General features: G+C 69.7%; 19 protein-coding genes and 1 pseudogene. 7 read left to right on the top strand and 13 right to left on the bottom strand.

Translation table 11 applies throughout. The annotated features are described in order from the left end of the window. Positions 1-941 (bottom strand): MFS transporter (locus VFF46_RS07325; protein WP_325036257.1); only part of this gene is annotated, 941 nt, incomplete at its 3' end. 94 nt (positions 942-1035) lie between these two features. Between VFF46_RS07325 and VFF46_RS07320 the strand changes: the two genes are divergently transcribed. Both VFF46_RS07320 and VFF46_RS07315 read left to right on the top strand, forming a co-directional pair. Further along, the gene (locus VFF46_RS07320) at positions 1036-1743 is read left to right on the top strand and encodes a TetR/AcrR family transcriptional regulator (protein WP_325036256.1); all 708 of its coding nucleotides are present in this window, start codon (positions 1036-1038) and stop codon (positions 1741-1743) included. A 307-nt stretch (positions 1744-2050) separates the two neighbouring features. After that, positions 2051-3418 carry an MFS transporter gene (locus VFF46_RS07315; protein ID WP_325036255.1) on the top strand — a complete coding sequence of 456 codons (1368 nt, stop codon included), beginning with the start codon at positions 2051-2053 and terminating at the stop codon, positions 3416-3418. A gap of 113 nt (positions 3419-3531) precedes the next feature. Here VFF46_RS07315 and VFF46_RS07310 read toward each other — a convergent pair whose 3' ends face one another. After that, positions 3532-4785 carry an aspartate aminotransferase family protein gene (locus tag VFF46_RS07310; RefSeq protein ID WP_325036254.1) on the bottom strand — a complete coding sequence of 418 codons (1254 nt, stop codon included), beginning with the start codon at positions 4783-4785 and terminating at the stop codon, positions 3532-3534. A 76-nt stretch (positions 4786-4861) separates the two neighbouring features. Between VFF46_RS07310 and VFF46_RS07305 the strand changes: the two genes are divergently transcribed. Beyond that, positions 4862-6322: an NAD-dependent succinate-semialdehyde dehydrogenase gene (locus tag VFF46_RS07305; protein ID WP_325036253.1), complete on the top strand. Its 1461-nt coding sequence runs from the start codon at positions 4862-4864 to the stop codon at positions 6320-6322. Between the two features lie 115 nt (positions 6323-6437). On the opposite strand, the gene VFF46_RS07300 is transcribed toward VFF46_RS07305, so the two are convergent. Together VFF46_RS07300 and VFF46_RS07295 are read right to left on the bottom strand one after the other, a co-directional pair. Continuing rightward, complete coding sequence (locus VFF46_RS07300) at positions 6438-7139, bottom strand: GntR family transcriptional regulator (protein ID WP_325036252.1); 702 nt, start codon at positions 7137-7139, stop codon at positions 6438-6440. Continuing rightward, the gene (locus tag VFF46_RS07295) at positions 7136-7861 is read right to left on the bottom strand and encodes a maleate cis-trans isomerase (protein WP_325036251.1); all 726 of its coding nucleotides are present in this window, start codon (positions 7859-7861) and stop codon (positions 7136-7138) included. The genes VFF46_RS07300 and VFF46_RS07295 overlap by 4 nt, the downstream gene beginning before the upstream one ends. A 93-nt stretch (positions 7862-7954) precedes the next feature. Here VFF46_RS07295 and VFF46_RS07290 point away from each other — a divergent pair, with 93 nt between their 5' ends. Beyond that, on the top strand, positions 7955-10822 hold the full coding sequence (locus VFF46_RS07290; protein ID WP_325036250.1) for an FAD-binding and (Fe-S)-binding domain-containing protein: 2868 nt from the start codon (positions 7955-7957) through the stop codon (positions 10820-10822). A gap of 1 nt (position 10823) precedes the next feature. Here the strand turns inward: VFF46_RS07290 and VFF46_RS07285 are convergent, their stop codons facing one another. Genes VFF46_RS07285 through VFF46_RS07275 form a run of 3 tightly spaced genes read right to left on the bottom strand, consistent with a single transcriptional unit; the run spans position 10824 to position 14000 of the window. After that, a complete protein-coding gene (locus VFF46_RS07285; RefSeq protein ID WP_325036249.1) occupies positions 10824-12014 on the bottom strand; it encodes a PLP-dependent aminotransferase family protein in 1191 nt (396 codons plus the stop codon). A gap of 4 nt (positions 12015-12018) precedes the next feature. After that, positions 12019-13203 carry a M24 family metallopeptidase gene (locus VFF46_RS07280; protein WP_325036248.1) on the bottom strand — a complete coding sequence of 395 codons (1185 nt, stop codon included), beginning with the start codon at positions 13201-13203 and terminating at the stop codon, positions 12019-12021. Positions 13204-13226: 23 nt separating this feature from the next. Beyond that, on the bottom strand, positions 13227-14000 hold the full coding sequence (locus tag VFF46_RS07275; protein ID WP_325036246.1) for an Asp/Glu racemase: 774 nt from the start codon (positions 13998-14000) through the stop codon (positions 13227-13229). A gap of 67 nt (positions 14001-14067) precedes the next feature. On the opposite strand from VFF46_RS07275, the gene VFF46_RS07270 reads away from it, so the two are divergent. Genes VFF46_RS07270 through VFF46_RS07260 form a run of 3 tightly spaced genes read left to right on the top strand, consistent with a single transcriptional unit; the run spans position 14068 to position 16918 of the window. Continuing rightward, entirely contained in the window at positions 14068-15048 is a 981-nt protein-coding gene (locus tag VFF46_RS07270) for a D-2-hydroxyacid dehydrogenase (RefSeq protein ID WP_325036244.1), read from the top strand. Beyond that, a complete protein-coding gene (locus VFF46_RS07265) occupies positions 15045-16430 on the top strand; it encodes an amidase (RefSeq protein WP_325036243.1) in 1386 nt (461 codons plus the stop codon). The genes VFF46_RS07270 and VFF46_RS07265 overlap by 4 nt, the downstream gene beginning before the upstream one ends. Then, positions 16427-16918: a DUF3830 family protein gene (locus VFF46_RS07260; RefSeq protein WP_325036242.1), complete on the top strand. Its 492-nt coding sequence runs from the start codon at positions 16427-16429 to the stop codon at positions 16916-16918. The genes VFF46_RS07265 and VFF46_RS07260 overlap by 4 nt, the downstream gene beginning before the upstream one ends. Here VFF46_RS07260 and VFF46_RS07255 read toward each other — a convergent pair. From VFF46_RS07255 to VFF46_RS07230, 6 genes and pseudogenes are all read right to left on the bottom strand, one after another. After that, positions 16905-17711: a MerR family transcriptional regulator gene (locus VFF46_RS07255; protein WP_325036241.1), complete on the bottom strand. Its 807-nt coding sequence runs from the start codon at positions 17709-17711 to the stop codon at positions 16905-16907. The genes VFF46_RS07260 and VFF46_RS07255 overlap by 14 nt on opposite strands. A gap of 18 nt (positions 17712-17729) precedes the next feature. Beyond that, positions 17730-18971, bottom strand: a complete 1242-nt coding sequence (locus VFF46_RS07250; RefSeq protein WP_325036240.1) for an amidase family protein — start codon at positions 18969-18971, stop codon at positions 17730-17732. Positions 18972-19064: 93 nt separating this feature from the next. Continuing rightward, positions 19065-20312 (bottom strand): amidohydrolase family protein, encoded by a 1248-nt coding sequence (locus VFF46_RS07245; protein WP_325036239.1) that lies wholly within the window; start codon positions 20310-20312, stop codon positions 19065-19067. Positions 20313-20362: 50 nt separating this feature from the next. Next, positions 20363-21556, bottom strand: coding sequence for a M20 family metallopeptidase (locus VFF46_RS07240; protein ID WP_325036238.1), 1194 nt, complete (start codon positions 21554-21556; stop codon positions 20363-20365). Positions 21557-21685: 129 nt separating this feature from the next. Next, a complete protein-coding gene (locus tag VFF46_RS07235; protein WP_325036237.1) occupies positions 21686-22624 on the bottom strand; it encodes an NAD(P)-dependent oxidoreductase in 939 nt (312 codons plus the stop codon). A gap of 70 nt (positions 22625-22694) precedes the next feature. Next, positions 22695-23367 (bottom strand): annotated as a pseudogene (locus VFF46_RS07230) (serine hydrolase); the annotation flags it as partial.

Below are 23367 nucleotides of genomic sequence, written 5' to 3'. Positions count from 1 at the left end.
GGGCTGTAGTGCAGGCCGAGCTGGGTGAACAGGTTGAACACCAGCAGGAAGCCGTTCATCGCGAGGAAGAACGTGGTGATCACGCCCAGGCCGGCGAGGTACCCGCGGTTGCGGAACAGCGACGGGTCGATGACCGGGTTGCCGGACCGCCGCTCGCGGCGGCCGAACAGCGCGAACACGACGAACGACGCTGTCAACAACAGGATTGTCCACAATGGCCAGCCGAGCTCGCGCCCCTGCACGAGCGGATAGATCAGCATCCCCGAGGCCAGACTGACCAGGATCACGCCGGGTACGTCGAGCCGGGCCGCGCCGGGCGTCCGGACCTCGGGCATGAACCGCAGCGCGCCGATCAGGGCGGCGATGCCGATCGGGACGTTGATGAAGAAGATCGTCCGCCAGCCGGCGCCGAACCAGTTCGCGTCGATCAGCACACCGGCCAGGATCGGGCCGGCCACCGCAGACAGCCCCATCACCGGTCCGAACATCGCGAACGCCTTGCCGAGTTCCTCGGCCGGGAAGATCGACTTCAGGATCGCGAAGCCCTGCGGGATCATCACCGCACCGAGCAATCCCTGCGCGAACCGGCTGCCGATCAGGACCTCGGGGCTCCCGGCCAGCCCGCAGACCGCGGACGCGACCGTGAACCCGAGCGCCCCGATCACGAACAACCGCCGCCGCCCGACCAGGTCCCCGAGCCGGCCGAACGTGATCAGCCCGATCGCGAAGGCCAGCGTGTACCCGGCGAGCATCCACTGCATCGCCGACTCGGACCCGCCGAGCTCGGCCCGGATCGACGGCGCCGCGATGTTGACGATCGTGGCGTCGACAAGATCCATGATCTCGGCGATCAGGATCGTCGCGAGGACGACCCATCGCCAGCGGAACGTCGTACCTCCGCCCGCCGCTGCTGCCGGCGAGTCGTGAACTGTGGTGCTCATCGGTGGGCCCTTCTTCGAACGGTGTTCGTTAACGAACACTGTTCTACTCGCGAACGGTGTTCGCGTCAAGTACGGTGTTCGCTACAGTGATCCCATGACGCACACCCCGTGGCAGCCGATCACCCCCGCGAAGCCGGCTCGCGAGCGCAAGGCGCCGCTCACCCGGGACCGGATCGTCGACGCCGCCATGGAGTTGCTGCGCAAGGAGGGGTACGACGGCGTCTCGATGCGCAAGGTCGCCCAGGAGCTGCGGACCGGCCCGGCCTCGCTCTACGCCCACGTCGCGAACAAGCGGGAGCTCGACCAGCTCCTGGTGGAACGGGCCAACGCCCAGTTGTCCTTCGACGACCCGGTCGACCCGGCTCGCTGGCAGGAGCAGCTCAAGGACCTGATGCGAGCGATGCTCGGCACGATGCGCGCGAATCCGGGTGTCGCCCGCGCCGCGATCGGCGCCGTACCGACGGGGGAGCGGGCGCTTCGCACCACCGAGCGAATGCTCGCCTTGCTCAAGGCCGGCAATCTCCCGGACCAGGCGGCCGCGTGGGCGGCCGACCTGATTCCGCTCTACGTCACGGCGGTCGCCTTCGAGGAGACGGTGCAGAGTGCCTCCGACTGGACCGCCGAAGACGTCGAAGCTTTCGTTGCCGACCTCCGTGCGTACCTCGCTAGCCAACCGGTCGACCGCTTCCCCCTCACCGTGGCTCTCGCCGGGCCGCTGACGGCCGGTGCCAGCGGCGACGAGCGCTTCGAGTTCGGCATCACGGTCATCACCGCGGGCCTCGCCGCCCTCGCCCGACCCTGACCGATCACCCTCCAGGGACCTCCCCGGACGCCGCCGGACGAGGCGGGCGGCCGGGGCTGCTGCACGTGGGTTTGAGTGCTTGTGGTTCACGAATGCACATGGTTAACCTTCGGATTGTCAACAAAACTACGACTCGACGCTCGTGAGGCGTGTGGATTGCGTGTGGGGTGGGCACTCGGGTGGGGCCGTATGACGACAGGAGGAAATCGTGGACGCCGACACCCCGCCGCCAGTGGATCCGCACCAGCGGCCGCAGGCTCGTCCGCCCGTGAGCACACCCGGTGGTACACCGGGTAGCAGATCCAGCATGTCCGAGTCGCCGACCGAGAAGGAGCAACCCCCAGAAGTACTGAGGAAGGCGATCGCCGCGTCGGCGATCGGTAACGCCACGGAGTGGTTCGACTACGGCATCTACGCGTACGGCGTGACGTACATCTCGGCCGCGATCTTCCCCGGCGACACCCAGAGCCAGACGCTGCTGGCGCTGATGACGTTCGCGGTGTCGTTCCTGGTCCGGCCGCTCGGCGGCCTGGTCTGGGGCCCGCTCGGCGACCGGCTCGGGCGTAAGCACGTGCTGGCGATCACGATCCTGATGATGTCCGGAGCGACTCTGTGCGCCGGCCTCGTCCCGTCGTTCCACACGATCGGGTACTGGGCGCCGGTGCTGCTGGTCCTGCTGCGGATGGTCCAGGGCTTCTCGACCGGTGGCGAGTACGGTGGCGCCGCGACCTTCATGGCGGAGTACGCGCCGAGCCGCAAGCGCGGGTTCCTCGGCAGCTTCCTTGAGTTCGGCACGCTGTCCGGGTTCTCGCTCGGTGCGCTGCTGATGCTGGGCTTCTCGCTGGTACTCGGCGACCAGCAGATGCACTCGTGGGGCTGGCGGCTGCCGTTCCTGGTGGCTGCGCCGCTCGGCCTGGTCGGCGTCTACCTGCGGTCCCGGCTGGAGGACACGCCGGTCTTCCGGGAGCTCGAGGCGAAGGGCCAGAAGGAAGAGGAGACCGCGACCCAGTTCAAGGACCTGCTGTCCGGTTACTGGGCGCCGATCCTGCGCCTCGGCGGCATGGTGATCGCGCTGAACGTGGTGAACTACACGCTGCTCACCTACATGCCGACGTACCTGGAGAAACAGATCGGCCTGAGCTCGGACAGGTCGCTGATCGTACCGATCATCGGAATGCTGGCGATGATGGTGTTCGTCCCGTTCGCCGGCCGCGCGTCGGACCGGATCGGGCGAAAACCGTTGTGGTGGGCGTCGCTGGCCGGGCTGTTCGTGTTCGGCGTACCGATGTTCCTGCTGATGGGGACGAACATGCTCGGCGCGATCGTCGGGTTCGCGGTCCTCGGCCTGCTCTACGTGCCGCAGCTCGCGACCATCTCGGCGACCTTCCCGGCGATGTTCCCGACGCACGTCCGGTACGCCGGGTTCGCGATCGCGTACAACGTGTCGACGTCGCTGTTCGGCGGTACGGCGCCCGCGGTCAACGACTGGCTGACCGCGAAGACCGGTGACTCGCTGGTCCCGGCGTACTACATGATGGCGGCCTGCGTGATCGGTGCGCTCGCGCTGGCGAAGGTCCCGGAGACGTCGCGGTGCCCGATCAACGGCACCGAGATCCCGGGCACCGAGGACGCCCCGCCTCCGGTGGCCCTCGAACCGGCCCACGCCAAGGCCTGACCCAGCAGTCGGCCCGCCTTTCCGGAAACAATTCGCCGCAGAGTGCGAGTTTGTTTCCGGAAAGGCGGGCCGTTTGCTTGAGCGGGATCCGGGCGGTGGGCCGAGGATCGCGGTCAGTCGAGCACGGCGGAGACCGCGTCGGACCAGAGGGCGGCGGCCTCGTCGACCTCGTCGGGGGAGACGACCAGCGCCGGGATGAACCGGACGACCTGGCCCCAGGCGCCGCAGGTGAGCAGCAGCAGTCCGCGGCGAGCGGCCTCCTGCTGTACGGCGGTGGCGGTTGCGGCGTCGGGCTTGCCGTCCGCGTCCCGGAACTCGTTGCCGATCATCAGGCCGAGTCCGCGAACGTCGGTGATCTGCTCGTGCTTGTCCGCGACCAGCTGCAGCGCCTGCTTCAGCTGCGCGCCGCGGTCGGCCGAGTTCTGCACGAGCCCCTCGTCCTTGATCACGTCGAGGGTCGCGATGGCCGCGGCGCAGGCGACCGCGTTCGCGCCGTACGTGCCGCCCTGCGAACCCGGCCAGGCCTTCTCCATCAGCTCCGCCGACGCGGCGATCCCGGACAACGGGAACCCGGACGCGAGGCCCTTCGCGGTGACCAGGACGTCCGGGTGCGATCCGAAGTGGTCGCCGCCCCAGAACTTCCCGGTCCGCCCAAAGCCGGTCTGTACTTCGTCCACCACGAGCAGGATGCCGTGCGCGTCGGCGCGTTCGCGGAGCCCGGCGAAGAACTCCGTGTTGGCCGGGACGTAGCCGCCCTCGCCGAGCACCGGCTCGACGACGAACGCCGCGGTGTCGGCCGGCGAACTCAACGTCTGCAGTACGTAGTCGAGCTGCTTGAGCGCGAACTCCGTCGCCTGCTCGACCGGCCAGCCGAAGTGGCCGGGGTCCGGGAACGGCGATACGTGGACGCCCGCCATCAGCGGGCTGAAGCCGGAGCGGAACTTGGTGCCGGACGTCGTCATCGACGCGGCGGCGACGGTCCGTCCGTGGAAGCCGCCGTGGAACACGATCACGTTCGGCCGGCCGGTCGCCTGCCGGGTGAGACGCAGGGCGGCCTCGATCGCCTCGCTGCCGGAGTTCGCGAAGAACATCCGGTCGAGGTGCCGGGGGAGCACCTCGCCGAGCCGGTCGACCAGGGTCAGCAGCGGCCGGTGCATGACGGTCGTGTACTGCGCGTGGATGATCCGGCCGACCTGCTCCTGCGCGGCGGCGACCACGCGCGGGTGGGAGTGCCCGGTCGACGTGACACCGATGCCGGCGGTGAAGTCCAGGTACCGGCGGTCGTCCTCGTCGAACAGCTGCACGCCCGTACCGCGGGCGGCGACCACGCCGGTCGCCTGTTTCAGGATCTGCGAGAGCTCGGCCACGGACTTCCCTCCACGCGTCAAATGGTAGATTGTTGACAATCCTACCTCAGCTGTTCAGGCCGGTGAAGGGGCGCAGATGGACGAGGCAACCGTGGTCCGGGCCGTCGAGAAGCGGTTGTTCATCGACGGGAAATGGCTCGACGCGACCGGCGGTACGACGTTCGACGTCATCGATCCGTCCACCGGCGAGGTGCTCTGCGCGGTCGCCGACGCGTCCCCGGCCGACGGCCGGGCCGCGCTCGACGCGGCGGTCGCCGCGCAGCCGGACTTCGCCCGGACCTCGCCCCGGGACCGGTCCGACCTGCTGATGACGGCGTACCAGTTGCTGATGGAGCGGGTCGACGAGCTGGCGCTGCTGATGACGCTGGAGATGGGCAAGCCGCTGGCGGAGGCGCGCGGCGAGATCGCGTACGCGGCCGAGTTCTTCCGGCACTTCTCCGGGGAGGCGTTGCGGATCGACGGCGGGTACCAGACCGCGCCGGCCGGCAACGCCCGGTTCCTGATCACCAAGCAGCCGGTCGGCCCGTGCCTGCTGATCACGCCGTGGAACTTCCCGATGGCGATGGGCACCCGCAAGCTCGGCCCGGCGATCGCGGCCGGTTGTACGAGTGTCATCAAGCCCGCGCACCAGACGCCGCTGTCGATGCTCGCCCTGATGGGGATCCTGGCCGAGGCCGGTCTGCCGGCCGGCGCGGTCAACTGCGTCACCGCGATGGACGCCGGCGGCGTGATGGAGCCGCTGATCCGGTCCGGGCTGGCGCGGAAGCTGTCGTTCACCGGCTCGACGAGGGTCGGCCGCGTCCTGCTGGAGCAGTGCGCCGAGAAGGTACTGCGGACCTCGCTCGAGCTCGGCGGCAACGCGCCGTTCATCGTGTTCGAGGACGCGGACCTGGACGAGGCGGTGACCGGAGCGATCGCGGCGAAGATGCGGAACATGGGCGAGGCCTGCACGGCGGCCAACCGTATTTTTGTCCACGATTCGGTGATCGACGACTTCGGTCGCCGGCTCGCCGAGCGGATGGGCGCGCTGACCGTCGGCCGCGGTACCGACCCGGACGTGAACGTCGGCCCGCTGATCGACGCCGCCGGACTGGAGAAGGTGCGGTCGCTGGTCGCGGACGCGGTCGACCGCGGCGCGACCGTGCTCACCGGCGGAGAAGTTGCCGCGGGCAACGGGTACTTCTACCCGCCGACGGTGCTCACCGGCGTACCGCGGGAGGCGGCGATGGCGGACCAGGAGATCTTCGGCCCGGTCGCCCCGCTGACCCCGTTCAGCACCGAGGACGAGGTGGTGCGGGCCGCCAACGACACGGAGTACGGGCTGGTCGCCTACGTGTTCACGAACGACCTGCGGCGCGCGCTGCGGGTCGCCGAGGCGATCGAGACCGGGATGGTCGGGCTCAACCAGGGCGTGGTGTCGAACCCTGCCGCACCGTTCGGCGGGGTCAAGCAGTCCGGCCTCGGCCGCGAGGGCGGCGCGGTCGGGATCGACGAGTTCCTGGAGACGAAGTACATCGGCATCGCCGTCGACAACTGACCCAGCCGCCGCCCCGGCCCGGCGTGCTGACTTGCCCGCCGCGGCTACGGGTGGGTGTGCTGACCTGCCCGCCGCGGCTACGGGTGGGCGTGGCGTGGTGAATAGCTGGGTGGGGCTACTTGCCGGGTGTGGTGGCTTGCGCGGTGGGGTTGCCGGCCGGTGCAGGTGACTTGCCGGTGAGGCGCTGGATGGCGTCGTCCATGTGGTCGGACAGCAGTTCGTCGACCCGCTCCACCTCGCAGTCGCGGATCGCCGCGGCGATCCGGCGGTGCTCGAGGTAGCGGTTGTCGGCGGCGGTGTACGTCGACTCCAGCGCGTGGATGCACATCCGGGTCTCGATGATCTGAGTCCGGTGCATCCGCACCAGCCGCGGGCTGCCGGACGCCTGCACGAGGAACTCGTGGAACGCGATGTCGATCTCGCCGACAGCGGCCGGATCGTGGCGGACCGGCTTCATCCGTTCGGCGATCGCGTGCAGGTCCAGCCCGACGCTCTCGAAGTCGCCGTCCCGGAGGATCAGCAACGCCGCGGCCCGCTCGATCGCCTCCCGCGCGCAGTACATGTCGCGAATCTCCCGCGGCGTCATGTCGATCACGAACAGCCCGCGGTTGCGGATCGAGACCAGCAGGCCCTCCTGGGTCAGGCGCTGCATCCCCTCGCGGAGCGGTCCCCGGCTGACGCCGAGCTTGCGCGCCAGGTCCGCCTCGACGACCTGAGAGCCGGGCTTGAACTCCCCGTGGCCGATGGCTTTGCGCAGTTTGTCGGCGATGATGCTCGGCGTCGACTCCTGAGCCAGCGGCCCGATGTAACTGGTCACAGTTTCTCCCCTTGCGCGAACAGCGTCCCCACACCCGGCAGCGACGGCACCTTGCCGACCAGCTCCAGACCCTTCCAGACCGTCACCTGGTTGGCGGTCAGTACCGCTCCGCCCGTGGCGGCTTCCAGCTCGTCGACGATCCCCAGCGTGTGCAGCGCGGTGTCCGGGATCAGCACCGCGTCGGCCTCCGGGTGGTTGGCGGCCTTGGCCATCGTGATCACCTGCTCCGGCTCCAGCGTCCCGACCTCGGCAGCGGTGACGATCCCGCTGCTGCCCATCGACACCACCTCGATGCCGGCCGCGGCCAGGAACCGGACGAAGTGCTGGGCGACGTCCTCCGGGTACGACGCGGCGACCGCGACGCGGTGGATCGCCAGCGCCTTGCAGGCCTCCACGAACGCGATCGAGGTGGACGAGGCCGGTACGCCGACCGCCTGCGCGACGCCGCCCGCCTGGATGTTCGCGCCCTCGCGGCCGAACACGAAACTGCCAGAGGTGCACGCCCACATCACCGAGTCCGGTCGCGCCTGCTTGAGCTGCGCGGCGCCCTCGGCGAGACGCTCCGCCCGGCCCAGGTCGAGGAGCGCGTCCACGCGATGGGCGTCTTCGCCCACCGAGGTGATCACGACCGGCAGTTTGACCTCGCCGTTCAGCTTCGCCTCGAGCATGGAGTAGTCGTCCTCGGCGCTGTGTCCGGGATAGAGCAGCCCTACCGTGACCATCGGACCTCCTGGCTTGATGTGCACCGAATGGGTAGATTGTCGACAATGTTAACCCCAGAGCGTCCGGACCCCGGGCCCGCTGCGAAGGGCCCTGTGGATAACTCTGAGTACGACGTTCCGGGGCTGCTGACCACGCTCCGTCGAGAGCTCCGGGGTAGCGCGGCCGACGATCGCCGGACCCGCGCGCTGTACGCCGCGGACGGTTCGAACTACCGCGCGGTGCCGGAGCTGGTCGTCGTACCGGCCGACGCCGACGACCTGGCGGCCGCAGTATCGCTGACCGCCGCCGCGGGTGCTCCGGTCGTACTCCGAGGTGGCGGTACGTCGATGGCCGGCAACGCGATCGGTGGTGTCGTGATCGATGCCTCGCGGCACGTGAACCGGATCCTCGACCTCGACGCCGGCGCCCGGACCGCCGTGGTCGAGCCGGGCGTCGTACTGACCGATCTGCTCGCCGCCGCGAAGCCGCACGGGCTCGCGTTCGGCGCCGACCCGTCGTCGGCGAGCCGGGCGACGCTCGGCGGGATGATCGCGAACAACGCCTGCGGCGCGCACTCGGTCGCCTGGGGTACGACTGCAGACAATCTGCAATCGCTCGATCTGATCCTCGCCGACGGGACCCGGCTGACGGTCGACTCCGTGGCCGACCGCGCGACGGCCGCCGCGCGACCTGGGCGGGAGGGCGAACTGCACCGGGCGCTGCAGGCGTTCGCGGATCGTCACGAGCTGCTGATCGGGCGGAGGTTCGGGCAGTTCACGCGGCAGATCTCCGGGTACGCGCTGCACCGGCTGCTGGGCAGTTACAACGTCGCGGGGCTGCTCTCCGGCAGCGAAGGCGGTCTGGCGGCGACGCTCCGGGCGACGGTCGGCCTGGTGGAGTTGCCCAAGGCAAGGGTTCTGTGCGTCCTCGGGTTCGCCGACTCGATCACCTCGGCGGACTGTGTTCCCGTCGTACTGCGGCACGCGCCGCTGACGATGGAGTCGATCAACAACGAGCTTGTCGACCGGCTGCCTGCGGAAGTCCGTGGTGCGGCGGTGCGCGCCGGGTTGCCGGACGGCAACGCCTGGCTGCTGGTCGAGGTCGGCGGTACGGACGAAGCCGCTGCGGCGTCGGCTGCCCGCTCGATGCTGGAGGAGTTGCGCGACTCGGGTGCGACCGCGTCGCTGGTGACCGATCCTCAGGCGCAGGCCGTGCTGTGGCGTTGCCGTACGGACGCGGCCGGGCTCGCCACCCGGCGCGCGGACGGGGCCGAGGCGTGGGGCGGCTGGGAGGACGCTGCCGTACCGCCGGAGCGGCTCGGCGCGTACCTGCGAGGTCTCGACGAGTTGCTCGGGCGACACGGGTTGTCGGGGGCGTCGTACGGGCACTTCGGCGAAGGCTGCATGCATATGCGGATCGACTTCGACCTGTTGAGCCGGCGGGGGATCGCGACGTACCGGGAGTTCGTCGAGGAGGCCGCGGACCTGGTGGTCGGGCTCGGTGGATCGGTGTCCGGTGAGCACGGCGACGGGCGAGCGCGCGGTGAGCTGCTGACAAAGATGTATGGCGCCGATGGGGTCGCGCTGTTCGGCGAGCTGAAGCGGATCTGGGATCCCGCGGGTGTGCTGAATCCGGGGGCGATCGTGGACCCGCCCCCGCTGGACGCCGCGATCCGGCACGACGGTCCGGCGAAGGATCGTCGATTGTTGACAATCTTCAGCTATCCGGACGACGAGCACGACTTCGCGCAGGCGCAGCGGCGGTGCGTCGGGATCGGGAAGTGCCGGCAGACGTCGGGCAGCGTGATGTGCCCCAGCTATCAGGTGACGCGCGAGGAACTGCACTCGACGCGCGGGCGGGCGCATCTGCTCTGGGAGATGCTGCAGGGCGACCTGATCACGGACGGCTGGCGATCCACCGAAGTACGTGACGGCCTCGACTTGTGCCTGTCGTGCAAGGGCTGCCTGTCGGACTGCCCGGTGAACGTCGACATCGCGACGTACAAGGCCGAGTTCACCCACCATCACTACGCGCGCCGCCCGTGGGCGCGGCCGCTGTCGCACTGGTCGATGGGCTGGCTGCCGCTGTGGTCCCGGCTCGCGTCTCGCGTGCCGAGGCTCGCGAACCGTTTCGCCGCGCTGCCACTGACGAAACGCCTGGGCGGGATCGCCGCCGAACGGGACGTGCCCGGGTTTGCCGCGCAGTCCTTTACTCAATGGTTCAAGGGTCGCCGTACACCCGGGGACGCCGCCGGGCGGCAGGTGGTGTTGTGGCCGGACACGTTCACGAACTACCTGGCGCCGGAGATCGGGCGGGCCGCGGTCGCCGTACTGGAGGATGCCGGCTTCGAGGTCGTGCTGCCCGACAAGCCGGTCTGCTGCGGGCTCACCTGGATCTCGACCGGGCAGCTCACGACCGCGCGCCGCGTCCTGAACCGCTCGCTGGCTGCCCTCGCTCCGCACCTGTCCGCAGGCACGCCGATCGTCGGCCTCGAACCCAGCTGTACGGCGGCCCTCCGGCACGATGCGGCCGCGCTGATTGTTGACAATCCTCTTGTCGGATTGGCGACTGCGAACATTCGGACGCTCTCCGAGTTCCTCGTCGACGCCGGCTGGTCGCCGCCGGAGGTCGGAGGGGAGGCCTTCGTCCAGCCGCACTGCCACCAGCACGCCGTACTGGGCTTCGACGCCGACCGCAAACTGATGGCGGCGGCCGGAATCGACACTTCCCAGGCCGCGCCCGGCTGCTGTGGTCTCGCGGGCAACTTCGGGTTCGAACGTGACCACTACGAGGTCTCGAAGGCGGTCGGCGAACGCACCCTGCTGCCCGCCGTACGCTCGTTGCCGTCGACAACAACCGTCCTCGCCGACGGTTTCAGCTGCCGAACCCAGATCGCGCAGGGCACCCCACGGACCGCCCGACACCTGGCGGAGCTACTGGCCGAGGCTCTTCCCGACCGGAACGGCACCCGCCGGACCTGAATCAGTTCGGCGCGAGTTTGTCCGCAGCGCGGCGGAGCCGGGTGACGCCTTCCCAGATCCGGTCGGGCGCCGTCGACGCGAAGCAGAGACGGAACGCATTGGAGAACCGCCCGGTGGGGGAGAAGGCCGGCCCGGGAATGAACGCCACCCCTTCCGGCAGCGCCATCTCGAACAGCTCCTCGGTGTTGATGCCGTTCTCCAACGTTACCCAGAGGAAGAACCCGCCTTCCGGATCCGTCCACCGGGCGATGTCGCCGAAGTGCTCCGTCAGGGCGGCGTGCATCGCCTCCTTGCGCCGCCGGTACTCCGCGCGCTGCCGCACCAGATGGTCCTCCAGATGACCACCGGTGAGGAACCCGGCCAGCAACCGCTGCGCCGGCAGGTTCGTGCACGTGTCCATCGCCTGCTTCGCATTGATCAGCACCTGCTGCAACTCGGGATCCGCATCGACCCATCCGACGCGCAGTCCAGGAGCGACGATCTTCGAGAACGTCCGTACGGAGAACACCAGCGGATCACCCGCACCCAGCTCCCGCAGCGTCGGCAACGGATCACCGGCGAACCGGAGCAACCCGTACGGGTCGTCGTCGATCACCATCGACCCCCACGTCCGGGCCAGCTCCAGCAGCTGGTTCCGCCGGGCGAGCGACAGCGTTGCACCGGACGGGTTCTGGAACGTCGGGATCGTGTAGATCGCCTTCGGCCGCCGCCCGTCGAGCAGCTTCGGTAGATTGTCGACAATCATCCCGTCGTCGTCCACCGGTACCTCGAGCAGTTCCGCGCCGTACGACAGCGCCGTCGCACTGCCGTTCGTGTACGTCGGGGACTCCACGACGACGAGGTCGCCCGGGTCGACGAAGATCTTGCAGAACAGGTCGAGCCCCTGCATCCCGCCGGCCGTGACGGTGAGGCGGTCCGCGGTCGTCTCGTCGCTGGTACCGCGCAGCATCTCCAGCAGCGCGGCGTGCAGCGGCGGATCGCCCTCGGTGGCGGCGTAATCGTAGGCGTCCGGCCGGCTGAGCTGCTCGCCGGCGATTGCCGACAAGATGTCTGCCGGCACCGCCTCGGCGGCCGGCGAGCCCATCGCGAAGCGGACGATGTCGTGGGTCTGCTTGTGCAGGAGCGACGTACTCGAGTCGATCACCGAACCGACGAGTCCGGTCGCGCGTGCGGCGTACGGCAGTGCTGACAAGGGGTTACCTCCTGATCGTCAGTTCGTGGGACAGACCGGTCAGTCGTTCCACTCCGTCGGCGGTGACCACCACGGGCTCGGACAGCTCGTAGCCCCAGCCGTCCATCCACATCCCGAGGATGACGTGGAACGCCATTCCCGCGGTCAGCACGGTGGTCTCCTCGGGGCGCAGGCTGACGGTGCGTTCACCCCAGTCCGGCGGGTACCCGATACCGATCGAGTACCCGATCCGCGATTCCTTCACCAGGCCGTGCGCGGCGATCACCTCGTTGAACGCGGCGTGCACGGCGCTGCCGGTGACACCTGGCCGGATTGTTGACAATGCGACGCTCATACCGTCGGCGACGATCTTCGCGGTCTCCCGGAGCCGGTGCGGCGGGTCGCCGAGCATCATCGTCCGCGCGAGCGGGGCGTGGTACCGGCCGAACACGCCGGCCAGTTCGATCGTGGTCGCCTCGCCGGCGACGAACGGGCGATCGGTCCAGGTCAGGTGCGGCGTACCGGCCGCGTTTCCGGTCGGCAGCATCGGCACGATCGCCGGGTAGTCGCCGCCGTGCTCCGGCGTTCCGGTCGCCTGGGCGGCCAGGATCTCGGCGACCAGATCGCACTGCCGCCGCCCGGGCCGGAGCTGGTCGAGCGCGATCCGCATCGCCTGCTCGGCGATCCCGCCGGCGATCCGCAGCTGGCGCAGCTCGTGCTCCGACTTCACCAGGCGGACCCAGTTCACCAGCTCGGCGGAGTCGACCAGCCGGCGGCCGGGCAGTCCGTTGCCGAGGGCAAGGTACCCGCGCGGCGTGAAGTAGTGTGAGTCCGCCTCGACCGCCACGTCGGCGCCGGCCGGTAGGAGGTCGTGGCAAACGTTCGCGATCCAGTCGTACGGATGGACGTCCGGCCGGTGCACCAGGTGCTCCGGGTAGCCGTGGATCTGGTCGGCCCGCAGATTGCAGGTGTACGACGCTCCGGCCGCGTCCATTGCCCGCGCGAACAGTTGCACCTCGCCGTCGGCCGGGACCAGCAGGCACTGGGGCGTGTAGAACGACCAGGCATCGTACCCCGTTAGATAGAAGAGGTTCGCGGGGTCGCTGACCACCAGCGCACCGAGGCCGCGTTCGGCCAGGACGGCGCGGACCCGGGCCAGGCGCCCGGCGTACTCGTCGGACTCGACCGCCTGCTCCAGCAGGTCGGCCACGGGCTCACCTCTTCCCGGCTCGCTCATGAGTGGCTCGCCGTCGGTTGCGCCATCAGCAGGTGCTGGCCCGGGCCGATCCCGGTGTGACCAGTGAGCTCCAGGACGGCCCACATCGTGACCTGGTTCGCGGTCAGCACCGGCTTGCCGAGCGTGGCCTCCAGCCCGGCGATCACGTCGTACGTCGGCAAGTTGGTGCAGCTGATGAAAATCGCCTCGACCGTAGGATTGTCGACACTCCGTACCAGTTCGACCGTCGTCTCGTAGGGCACCGCCCAGATCTGCGCGATCAGCCCGAGCCCGGCCGTCGCGACCACCTCGATCCCGGCCTCGGCGAGGTACGCGGACAGGCCCGCGGTCAGGTCGTTCGTGTACGGCGTGACGGTAGCGATCCGGTTGATCCCGAGCCGCCGGAGCGCGAGCAGCAGCGCGCCGCTGGTGGTCACTGCAGCCGGTGCGCCGGCGCCGACCATCGCGTCCACGAGCGCGAGTTCACCGGTGAGCCCACCGACGAAACTGCCGAAAGTGCAGGCGTACGCGACCGCCAGCGGGGCGACCGCGAGTACGTCGTAGGTCGTCCGCGCGATCAGGCCCGGGTCCGAGATGTGCACCGCCATCTCGACGGTCGCGGCCATCGGGGCGTAAGGGGTCCGGGTGACGTGCAGGGTGACGTCGTCGGGTACCCAGCGCCAGAGCTCGCGGTCGAGCGCGAAGTCGTACGGCGCGACGACGCCGATGCCGGTCTGCAACAGCGGGGGAACCGCTGCCGGCATCGGGTTGGTGATCGGACGCGTGCTCATGCGAGTCAGTGTGCGGCCCGGGAGAGATTGTTGACAATCCTACCAGCGAGTTCCTAGCCTCGAACCTGTGCCGGCCCCCGCTGAACGCCCAGTCGTTGCGGTGCTCTGCGAGCGGCCGACGGACCGCCCGCCGGGTCTCGAGGCCCTGCCGGTCGAGTTCCGTTACTGCGCCGCGGACGGGTTGCGGGCCGCGGTGCAGGGAGCCCGGGCATTGCTGCTCTGGGACTTCTTCTCGACTGCGGTACGCGACGTCTGGGCGGATGCCGGATCGCTGGAGTGGATCCACGTCACTGCCGCCGGGGTCGACACACTGCTCTTCGACGAGCTGCGGGACTCGGCGGTTGTGGTCACCAATGCACACGGGGTGTTCGACCGCCCGATCGCGGAGTACGTACTGGGCGCGGTGATCGCGCACGCGAAGGACAGCCGGCGTAGCTTCGACCTGCAGCGCGAGCACCGATGGCAGCACCGCGAGACCCGGAGCCTCCTGGGCTCGAAGGCACTCGTGGTCGGGACCGGAGCGATCGGCCGGGCGATCGCGCGGCTGCTGCGCGCGGCCGGGTTGCAGGTACGGGGCGCCGGCCGGGTCGCGCGTGGGGACGACCCGGACTTCGGCGAGGTTGTTGCCAGCAGCAACCTGTCCGCCGAGGCCGGCTGGGCCGATCACCTGGTGCTGGCGGCGCCGTTGACCGCGGCGACGCGAGGGCTCGTCGATGCCGCCGTACTGGCTGCGATGCGGCCCGGATCGCACCTCGTCAACGTTGCCCGCGGTCCGATCGTCGACGAAGCCGCACTGCTCGATGCCGTTGCCACTGGGCGCATCTCGGCGACCCTGGACGTCTTCGACCGCGAGCCGCTGCTGCCGGACCACCCGCTCTGGACGGCACCGAACGTGACGGTCACCGCGCACATGTCCGGTGACGTGATCGGCTGGCGTGACACCCTCGCGGCCCAGTTCGCGGAGAACGTGCGCCGCTGGCTGGCCGGCGAACCGTTGCTGAACGTTGTCGACAAGAAACTCGGCTACATTCCGACAGGAGATCGATGACTCAGGCAACCGAGTTGGTCGAGGGCTACCGGGCCGGAACGCTGTCGCCGGTCGAGGCGACGCAGGCCGCGCTGGACGCGATCGAGCGGTACGACGGCCAGGTGAACGCGTTCGTCCTGGTCGACGCCGAGGGGGCGCTCGCCGCGGCCAAGGAGTCGGAGGCCCGCTGGCGCGCCGGCCGGCCGCTCGGACCCGGCGACGGCGTACCGACCTCGGTGAAGGACGCATTGTGGACAATCGGATGGCCGACAATGCGCGGCAGCACGATGATCGACCCGGCCGGCCCGTGGGACGAGGACGCGCCGTCGGTCGCCCGGCTGCGTGAGACCGGCGCGGTCATCCTCGGCAAGACGACCACGCCGGAGTACTCGTGGAAGGGCGTCACCGACTCCTTCACGTACGGCGCGACCGGCAACCCGTGGGATCCGACGAAGACGTCGGGCGGCTCGAGCGGCGGCTCCGCGACCGCAGTCGGGCTCGGGATGGGCGTGTGGTCGCTCGGTACGGACGGCGGCGGGTCGGTGCGGATCCCGGCGGCGTTCACCGGCACGGTTGCGTTGAAGCCGACGTACGGACTGATCCCGCTGTTCCCGCCGAGCGCCTTCGGCACGTTGTCGCACGCGGGTCCGATGACGCGGACCGTACGGGACGCGGCGGCATTGCTCGACGTGGTGACCGGCTTCGACCCGCGGGACTGGTCGGCGATGCCGACACCGACCAAGTCTTTCCTGGACGGACTGGACGACGGGGTCGCCGGGCTGCGGATCGCATTCTCGGCGGATCTCGGGTTTGTCGAGAACGATCCAGAGGTCGAGTCGCTGGTGCGCGCGGCGGTCGACGTCCTCGCCGGGCTGGGCGCCGAGGTGACCGAGGTGGATCCCGGGTTCGCGGATCCGATCGACGCGTTCAACGTGCTCTGGTGGTCGGGCGCGGCCAAGGTGCTTTCTGGTTACATTGTTGACAATCGGGTCGATCCAGGACTGCGCCGGGTCGCCGAGCTCGGCGCGGCGTACACGGCGTCGGACTTCCTCGACGCGACCGCGGTCCGGATGGAGCTGGGCACCCTGATGGGACGGTTCCACCAGCAGTACGACGTCCTCGTCACGCCGACGCTGCCGATCACGGCGTTCCCCCTCGGGCAGGACGTACCGGACGGATCGGCGTCGCCCGACTGGACCGACTGGACGCCGTACACGTACCCGTTCAACCTCACCCAGCAGCCGGCGCTGACGGTGCCGTGCGGTTTCACCGCGGCCGGCCTGCCTGTCGGATTGCAGATTGTCGGCAATCGACATGCGGACGCGTTGACGCTTCAGGTCGGTCAGGCGTACCAGGACGCGACCGAGTGGCACCGGCGTACCCCGACTTTGGAGGCACGATGAAGCAGATCACGGTCAGCCTGGACAAGCGTGGCGTGAGCTGCGTGGCGAAACTGCTCGACGACGTGGCGCCGCGGACCTGCGCGGCGGTGTGGGATGCGCTGCCGCTGTCGGCGCCGGTGTTCCACGGGAAGTACGCGCGGAACGAGATCTACACGCTGCTGCCGGGGTTCGCGCCCGACCCGGGGAAGGAGAACACGACGATCACGCCGATCCCGGGGGACCTGTGCTGGTTCTCGTTCGACTCCGACGATCTCGGGAATCCGGCGTACGGCTACGAGAACACGACCGGGACCGGCACCAAGGGTGCGATTGTCGACCTTGCGGTCTTCTACGGGCGGAACAACCTGCTGATCAACGGTGATCAGGGCTGGGTGCCCGGGAACGTGTTCGGGGCGGTCACCGAGAATCTCGACGAGTTCGCGGCGGCGTGCCAGGACCTGTGGATGGGTGGGGCGCGCGGGGAGACGCTGTCGTTCAGCCGGTTGTGAACGGTTGCTGCAGCTCGGTGACCCAGCCCTCCGGATCCTCCGGGGTATCGAGGTAGAGCTCCCGGGCCGGCTCCGCAGCCCGTCTACCGTTGTCTTCGAGCCAGTGGGCGAGTGCTTGCCAGGACGGGAGTACCTGGTCGATCGGCCCACGGTGTACGAGCGTTGCCGCCCGCATTGCCGGTAGGTCGATCACGTCGAGGCCGTTGAGGTTGCCTCCGGCATCGACCGCGGCCGGAACAGTCGCACGTACGACGACGTCCGTCTGCTGCTCGTACAGGCAGGTGAGACGGCCGGCCGGTCGTACGTCAGCGTGCGGCAATCGGCGGCCGAGCTCCGCGCAGAGCGGGCGCACCACCGGCGTGATGTCGTCGGGCGTGAAGCTCGCCGCCGTCGCAGTCAGGCCGGCGAGGCGAACCGCGGGCAGCTCCTTGACGACGATGTCCTTCGCCGGGATGTCGGTCTCCAGGCCGCGGAGCCGCGACTCGACCTGGGCGAGTCGCGCGTAGCTCTCGGCCAGGGTCGTCTCCAGTTGCGCGCGCCGCATCGTGAGCATCGCGCGCAGCTCGGCCGGCCCGAGATTGTCTGCAATCAGCTTGTCGACCTGATCGAGCGAGAAGCCGAGGTCCTTCAGCGCGACGATCCGGTTCAGGTCGGCGAGCTGGGCGGCGGTGTAGCTGCGGTACCCGGTCGCGGGATCGACGTACGCCGGCCGCAGCAGCCCGATCGCGTCATAGTGCCGCAGCATCCGGACGGACACCCGGCCGTGCCGCGCGAACTCTCCGATGGCGAACATTCCGACAGTCAACCAGCTCTAGCGGGATCCGAGGTGCTGGGACAGGAGTTCGGCGAAGGTGATCGCCGTGTCGTCCTCGTGCCACTGGCCGATCACCTGCGCAGCGGTCGGGAGCCCGGTCGACGTATGTCCGATCGGCATGCTGAGCGCGGGATGGCCGGTCAGCGACGCGTGCACGATCCAGAACGCCTGCGCCTCGTACGGCCGCCCGTCGATCGCCGTCGAACCGTGCGGAAACGCGACGGTGAAACTCGTCGGGCACAGGAACACGTCGACGTCCTCGAAGTGCTGCTGCCATCTTGCTCTGGCCGCCAGGCGGTTGCGTTCGGTGGTGAGCAGTTGGTCGACGGTCATCGTGGTCGGTTCGCCGCCGTGGAGCGCGAAGAACAGTTCGACCTGGCGGCCGAACTCCGCGGCCTGCTCGTCCGGGTCGACGCCGTCCGGCCAACTGTCGACAATCTTCACGCCGGCCGCGGCTATTCGATCGATCGTGTCGGACAGCGCGTCCCCGACCTCGCTCGTCACCGATGCCGCCGGGTGATCGGTGACGATGCCCACGCGGTAGTCCTTCAGCTCCTTGTGCCGCGGCGCCGCAAGTTCGTAGGCGTACGGTGCCTCGGGCCCGGCGGTTGCCCGGAGCGCGATCCGCAGGTCCGCGGCAGACCGTGCAAGCGGTCCGATTGTTGACAATGTGGGCAGTTCGCTCGGGACGTACGGCGTACCCGGGACCTGGAATCCGCGTTGCGGCACGAGCCCGTTGGTGGGCTTCAGCCCGTACACACCGCAGTACGCCGCCGGCAGCCGAACCGACCCGACCAGATCGGAGCCGTACTCGAGATAAGTAAGCCCCGCCGCAAGCGCCGCCGCCGCACCACCCGACGAACCACCTGGCGTCCGCGTCACATCGGCCGGATTGTTGGTCCGCCCGTACACCTCGTTCACCGTCTGCCCGAAGTCCCCAAGCATCATGTGGACATTCGTCTTGCCGACAATGTGCGCCCCGGCGCGCTCCAACCGCTGCACGATCACTGCGTCCTCGTTCGCGATGTGGTGGGCGAACGCGGGATTCCCCCAGGTCGTACGCATCCCGGCGACGTCGAAACACTCCTTGACCGTCACCGGTACCCCGTGCCACGGTCCGCGCGGCTCCTGGGCCGCGTCAGCGCGGTCCGCCGCGGCCAGCGCATGCTCGCGGCGTACCTCGACGACCGCGTTGATCTCCGTGTCAGCCGCGATCCGATCGAGCAGTTCCTCGGTCACCTCGCGTGACGTCACCTGCCCCGTACGAATCCGCTCCGCAATCTCTCCAGCTGTGAACATACGGATTGTCTACGATCTGACACCGTGTGAGAGTCAACCGTCTTCGGAGGCGGGCAGCGCAGCGCGTCCATCGCCTGGTTCATCGCCTGGTCCCTCGCCAGCGGGCGCGCGAGCCGCACCGGGACGCCCAACCTCGACGCCGTTCCGAAACACCCGCCGGATCCGCTCGTCCACCGCGGTGCAGTCCAGCGCCGTACCGTCCAGCACCACCAGATCGGCCCGCTTGCCCGCCGCGATCTCGCCCCGGTCGTCCGCCAGCCCGAGCAGGCGCGCCGCATCGATCGTCGCCGCCCGCAACGCGCCCGCGTCGCCGAGACCAGCCGCCGACAGGTGACGCAGTTCGCGCAACGCCTCCGAGTACGGCAGTACCGGACTGTCCGTCCCCATCGCGATCCGCACCCCGGCATCGATGGCGAGGCGCATTGACTCTCGATGCGCCTCGGCGGCTCCGTCCGGCGCATGCTCCGGCTCGGACTGCGTCACCGACAAGGTGGGCACGTACCAGGTCTCGTTCTCGGCCATCGCCGCGGCTGCGGTGGCGTCCAGGTACGTCCCGTGCTCCACACTGGCGGCACCCGCCCGCGCCGCGAGTTCCGCTGCGCGGGCTCCGTGCGCGTGGACCATCACCCGCCGCTCACCACGCCGCGCCGCCTCGTCGACCACCGCGGCCAACTCCTCGAACGTCAACTGCAGATCGTGGACGCCGGACCCGAGCGCGATCGACCCGGTCGCCGTCACCTTGATCCAGTCCGCTCCCGCCCGCACCATCCGCCGTACGACGGCCCGCCCCGCATCCGCTCCGTCGAAGATCGGATCCGGCAACGACGGGTCGCCGTAGTAGTCGAGCGTTCCCGTACGTGGCGCCCAGAGGTCACCGATCGCTCCCGTCGTACCGACCTGCCGCAGACTCAGCAGGAGATCCGGCCCCTCGATCCACTCGTTCTCGATCGCGAGCCGCACACCCGCATCTGCACCCCACGCGTCCCGCACCGTCGTCACCCCGAGCCGCAGCAACGTCCGCAAGGCCGGCACCGCCGACAACACCCGAGCCGATCGCGGCACCCGCAACGCATCCATCGCCGGCGGCCCGAAACACACATGCGCATGACAATCGACGAATCCCGGCACCAGGAGCGATCCGGTGCAGTCGATCCCCTCGTCCCCGTCCAACCCGATCCCGACGTCGACAATCCGGTTGTCCGCAATCACCACATCCGCGACCTGCACCTCACCCGACCCGGCATCCAGCACCACCCCCGAATGCAGCACCCGCCGCCGCACGCCGGCTCGGGGTGGAATCCGCGCGGCAGGGGATCCGGGTGCGTGCCCGGTCACGATGTGGCGAGGAGGCGTAGCGCGATCAGGGCGTACGCGCGGGCCGCCGTCACAAGCTCAGCGATGGCTACCGATTCGTCGGCGCGATGGGCTTGGGTGGTGACCGAACCGGGGCCGAGGACAACCACCGGAACGCCGAGGTCGCGGGCGACGTAGCCGCCGTCGCACGCCGCGGTCCACCCGGCGAGTGGCATCGGCGGGCCGCCGGCGTCGAACCGGGCGGCTTCGGTCACCCGTACCAGGTCGTGGTCCTCGGGTGTCTCGAAGGCGGGCATCTCCATCGGCATCGAGAGGTCGACGGTCAGCCCACGGTCCTCCAGCCGGAGCGCGTCGACGCGTGCCTCCAGGTCGGCGAGTACGTCGGCGGGGGACTCGCCCGGGAGGAGCCGGCGGTCGGCGACCACCACGCACTCGGCGGGGACGATCGAGCCGCCTGTCCCGCCGTTGATCTGGCCAACGCTCCAGGTCGCCGGGCCGAGCAGCGGGTGTGGCGAGAGGGCGAGTTCGGCGTGCAGGCGTTCGATCTCGGCGACGACGGCTGCCGCACCGTAGATCGCGTTCGCGCCGCCGTCGGGGTTACCTGCGTGGGAGGCGCGACCGTGGACCGCGACCTGCAGGTACGAGTCGCCCCGCGCCGCGATGATCGTCTGCAGATCGGTCGGCTCGGCGGTGACGCACCCGACGTACGGCGGACTTGGTCGCGAAGGTGAGGCTATGTAGGCGCGGATGCCTTTGCCGGTTTCCTCTTCGTCCACGACCGCGGCGAGGTCGACCGGGCCGCTGAGGGTGGTGCCGCGGAGGGCGGCGAGGGCGGCCAGCGCCGCGGCCAGGCCGCCCTTCATGTCGGAGGCGCCGCGGCCGTAGATGCGGCCGTCGCGGATGAGCCCGCCGTACGGGTCGACCGTCCATCCTTCGCCGAGCGGTACGACGTCGGTGTGGCCGAGCAGGAGCAGCCCGGGGCCGTTGCCGCCGGCAAGGGTTACGGTCACGTTCTCGCGGCCGGGCTCGACGGGTGCGGTGGTCACGTCGAGGTCGAGACCGCGGGCCGCTCCGGCGAGGACGGCCACCGTGGCGGCTTCCTCGCCGGGCGGGTTCTGGCCGGGAGCGCGGAGCAGGTCCTGCGTGATCCGGACCAGCAGGTCCTCGTCGATGCGGTCCAGCACCTTCTGTTCAGCGGGCGTCAGGCTCATGCCCACCCACCCTAGGGCGCCGACGCCGGGTTCGCCCGGCCACGAGTCCCAGCGGAGGGGTCTGAGAACAGGCGGTGGGGTCTGGGCACAAGGTATTGCTTGTTCTCAGACCCCGTTGGGTATCGCCAGTTACAGGCCGTTGCGGAAGCCGTCGCGCCAGGAGGCGTAGCGGGGTTGCCAGTCGAAGGTGGACTTGGCGAGGGCGTTGGCGGCGCCGCGGATCTCGGTGAAGGCGGCCACGCCGACGTCGCCGACGGCCAGGCGGCCGATCCAGGACGGGATGTGGCGGGGCGGCTTCGCGCCCAGGATCCGGGCGAGCTCCGGCAGCCAGACCGCCGCCTGCGCCGGGTCGTCGTCGGCGATCTGGTACACCCCGGTAACGTCGCTCTCGACCGCCTTCACTGTCGCCGCGGCCGCGTCGTCGTAGTGGATGAACGACCAGACGCCCGTACCGTCGCCGATGATCGGGAGCCGGCGCTTCCGGATCAGCTCCACCATCGAGCCGCCCTTGCCGAGGTCGGCGGTCGGGCCGTAGAAGCTCGCGTACCGGAGCGCGACACCCTGGAGGCCGTCGGCGTTCAGGACCGCGGACTCGAGGTGCTTGATGCCGGCCATCGTCTGCCGTTGCGCGGGTGCCGGGGCCGGGTCGAGCGGGTCGGCCTCGGTCTTGGTCGCGGATCCGCCGTGCTGCAGGTTCCAGCCGGCGTACGACTGGACGACGAACCGTCGTACGCCGGCAGCTTGTGCGGCGACAATCAGATTGTCGACACCTGACGTGCGCAGCTTGTTCGTCATCGCGAAGCTGTCGTCGAAGTGCTTGAAGTCGATGCCGCCCTTGAGCGCGGTCATCTGATGGACGACGACCTCTGGGCGGACGGACAGTACGGCGGCCCGTACGGCGTCCGCGTCGAGACCGTCGGCGAGTACGACGTCCGCGCCGAACGCCCGGACGCCGGCCGCGCCGGACCCGGACCGGATCATCCCGGTCACCTCGTGCCCGGCCGCGACCAGCTGCGGTACCAGTGACCGGCCCAGTCCGCCGGTCGCTCCTGCTACCAAGACCTTCATCTCGTCCTCCGTCGTCGGTGATTACGACCCGGAGGACACGCCCTGGTTCAGCTGTGTGACATGACCTGGATCACGTCTGCGACGTCATCGAGAAGGTGGTCGGTCCGAAGGAGACGTTCAGCGTGCCGTCGACGGTCATCGCGCCCCCGTCGACCCGGCAGGCAAGGGTGGCGACGAACGGCGTCTCGACCCAGCGGAACGTGGCGACGAACGCGTCACCATCGCCGTACGCGCTGGTCAGGATCCGCTCACCGGTCTCGGGACCGGCATCATCGACCGTGCCCGGGGCCGCCTGTTCCCGCCAGCCACCTGCCGCACAGACGATCTCGTGCGTCCCGCCTCGCGGATCCTCGAAGGTGAACGTGCCAGTACCGTCGGCGTCCAGCCGAACCGCAGTCAGGCCCGCCGGATTGCGGTCCGCGAAGTGGTACGTCTGCCCGTCGCCCGGCGCGGGCGCGGCGCCGCTCGGCGGCGGGAGCTCGAGCCGCTCCGGGCGCGGCGTCGCCGGGACCTCCTTGCCTTCGAGGGCGGGCAGCAGGTAGTCCCATGCTGTGTTCAGGATTGCCTGCATATCCCCGGTCGCGCTGGTGGTGACGAGCACCGCGTCGTACTCCGGGAACGCCAGGATGAACTGCCCGAACGCACCGTCGGCGCGGTACGTGTTGTGACGGCCGCGCCAGAACTGGAAGCCGTATCCCTGCCTCCAGTCCGGGTTGTCCGCGTCGTTGGTGACCTGCTTCGAG

Origin of the sequence: Kribbella sp. (assembly GCF_035655035.1) — a bacterium.
Classification (GTDB): Bacteria; Actinomycetota; Actinomycetes; order Propionibacteriales; family Kribbellaceae; genus Kribbella.
Note: the sequence above shows the minus strand (reverse complement) of the source record. Positions and strands in the feature narration are given on the sequence as shown.

What these genes read in the sequence shown, in the direction of transcription:
- VFF46_RS07320 (WP_325036256.1), top strand. Translation starts at nt 1,036, where the DNA reads ATGACGCACACCCCGTGGCAGCCGATCACCCCCGCGAAGCCGGCTCGC.
- VFF46_RS07315 (WP_325036255.1), top strand. Translation starts at nt 2,051, where the DNA reads ATGTCCGAGTCGCCGACCGAGAAGGAGCAACCCCCAGAAGTACTGAGG.
- VFF46_RS07305 (WP_325036253.1), top strand. Translation starts at nt 4,862, where the DNA reads ATGGACGAGGCAACCGTGGTCCGGGCCGTCGAGAAGCGGTTGTTCATC.
- VFF46_RS07295 (WP_325036251.1), bottom strand. Translation starts at nt 7,861, where the DNA reads ATGGTCACGGTAGGGCTGCTCTATCCCGGACACAGCGCCGAGGACGAC.
- VFF46_RS07275 (WP_325036246.1), bottom strand. Translation starts at nt 14,000, where the DNA reads ATGAGCACGCGTCCGATCACCAACCCGATGCCGGCAGCGGTTCCCCCG.
- VFF46_RS07265 (WP_325036243.1), top strand. Translation starts at nt 15,045, where the DNA reads ATGACTCAGGCAACCGAGTTGGTCGAGGGCTACCGGGCCGGAACGCTG.
- VFF46_RS07260 (WP_325036242.1), top strand. Translation starts at nt 16,427, where the DNA reads ATGAAGCAGATCACGGTCAGCCTGGACAAGCGTGGCGTGAGCTGCGTG.
- VFF46_RS07255 (WP_325036241.1), bottom strand. Translation starts at nt 17,711, where the DNA reads ATGTTCGCCATCGGAGAGTTCGCGCGGCACGGCCGGGTGTCCGTCCGG.
- VFF46_RS07240 (WP_325036238.1), bottom strand. Translation starts at nt 21,556, where the DNA reads ATGAGCCTGACGCCCGCTGAACAGAAGGTGCTGGACCGCATCGACGAG.
- VFF46_RS07235 (WP_325036237.1), bottom strand. Translation starts at nt 22,624, where the DNA reads ATGAAGGTCTTGGTAGCAGGAGCGACCGGCGGACTGGGCCGGTCACTG.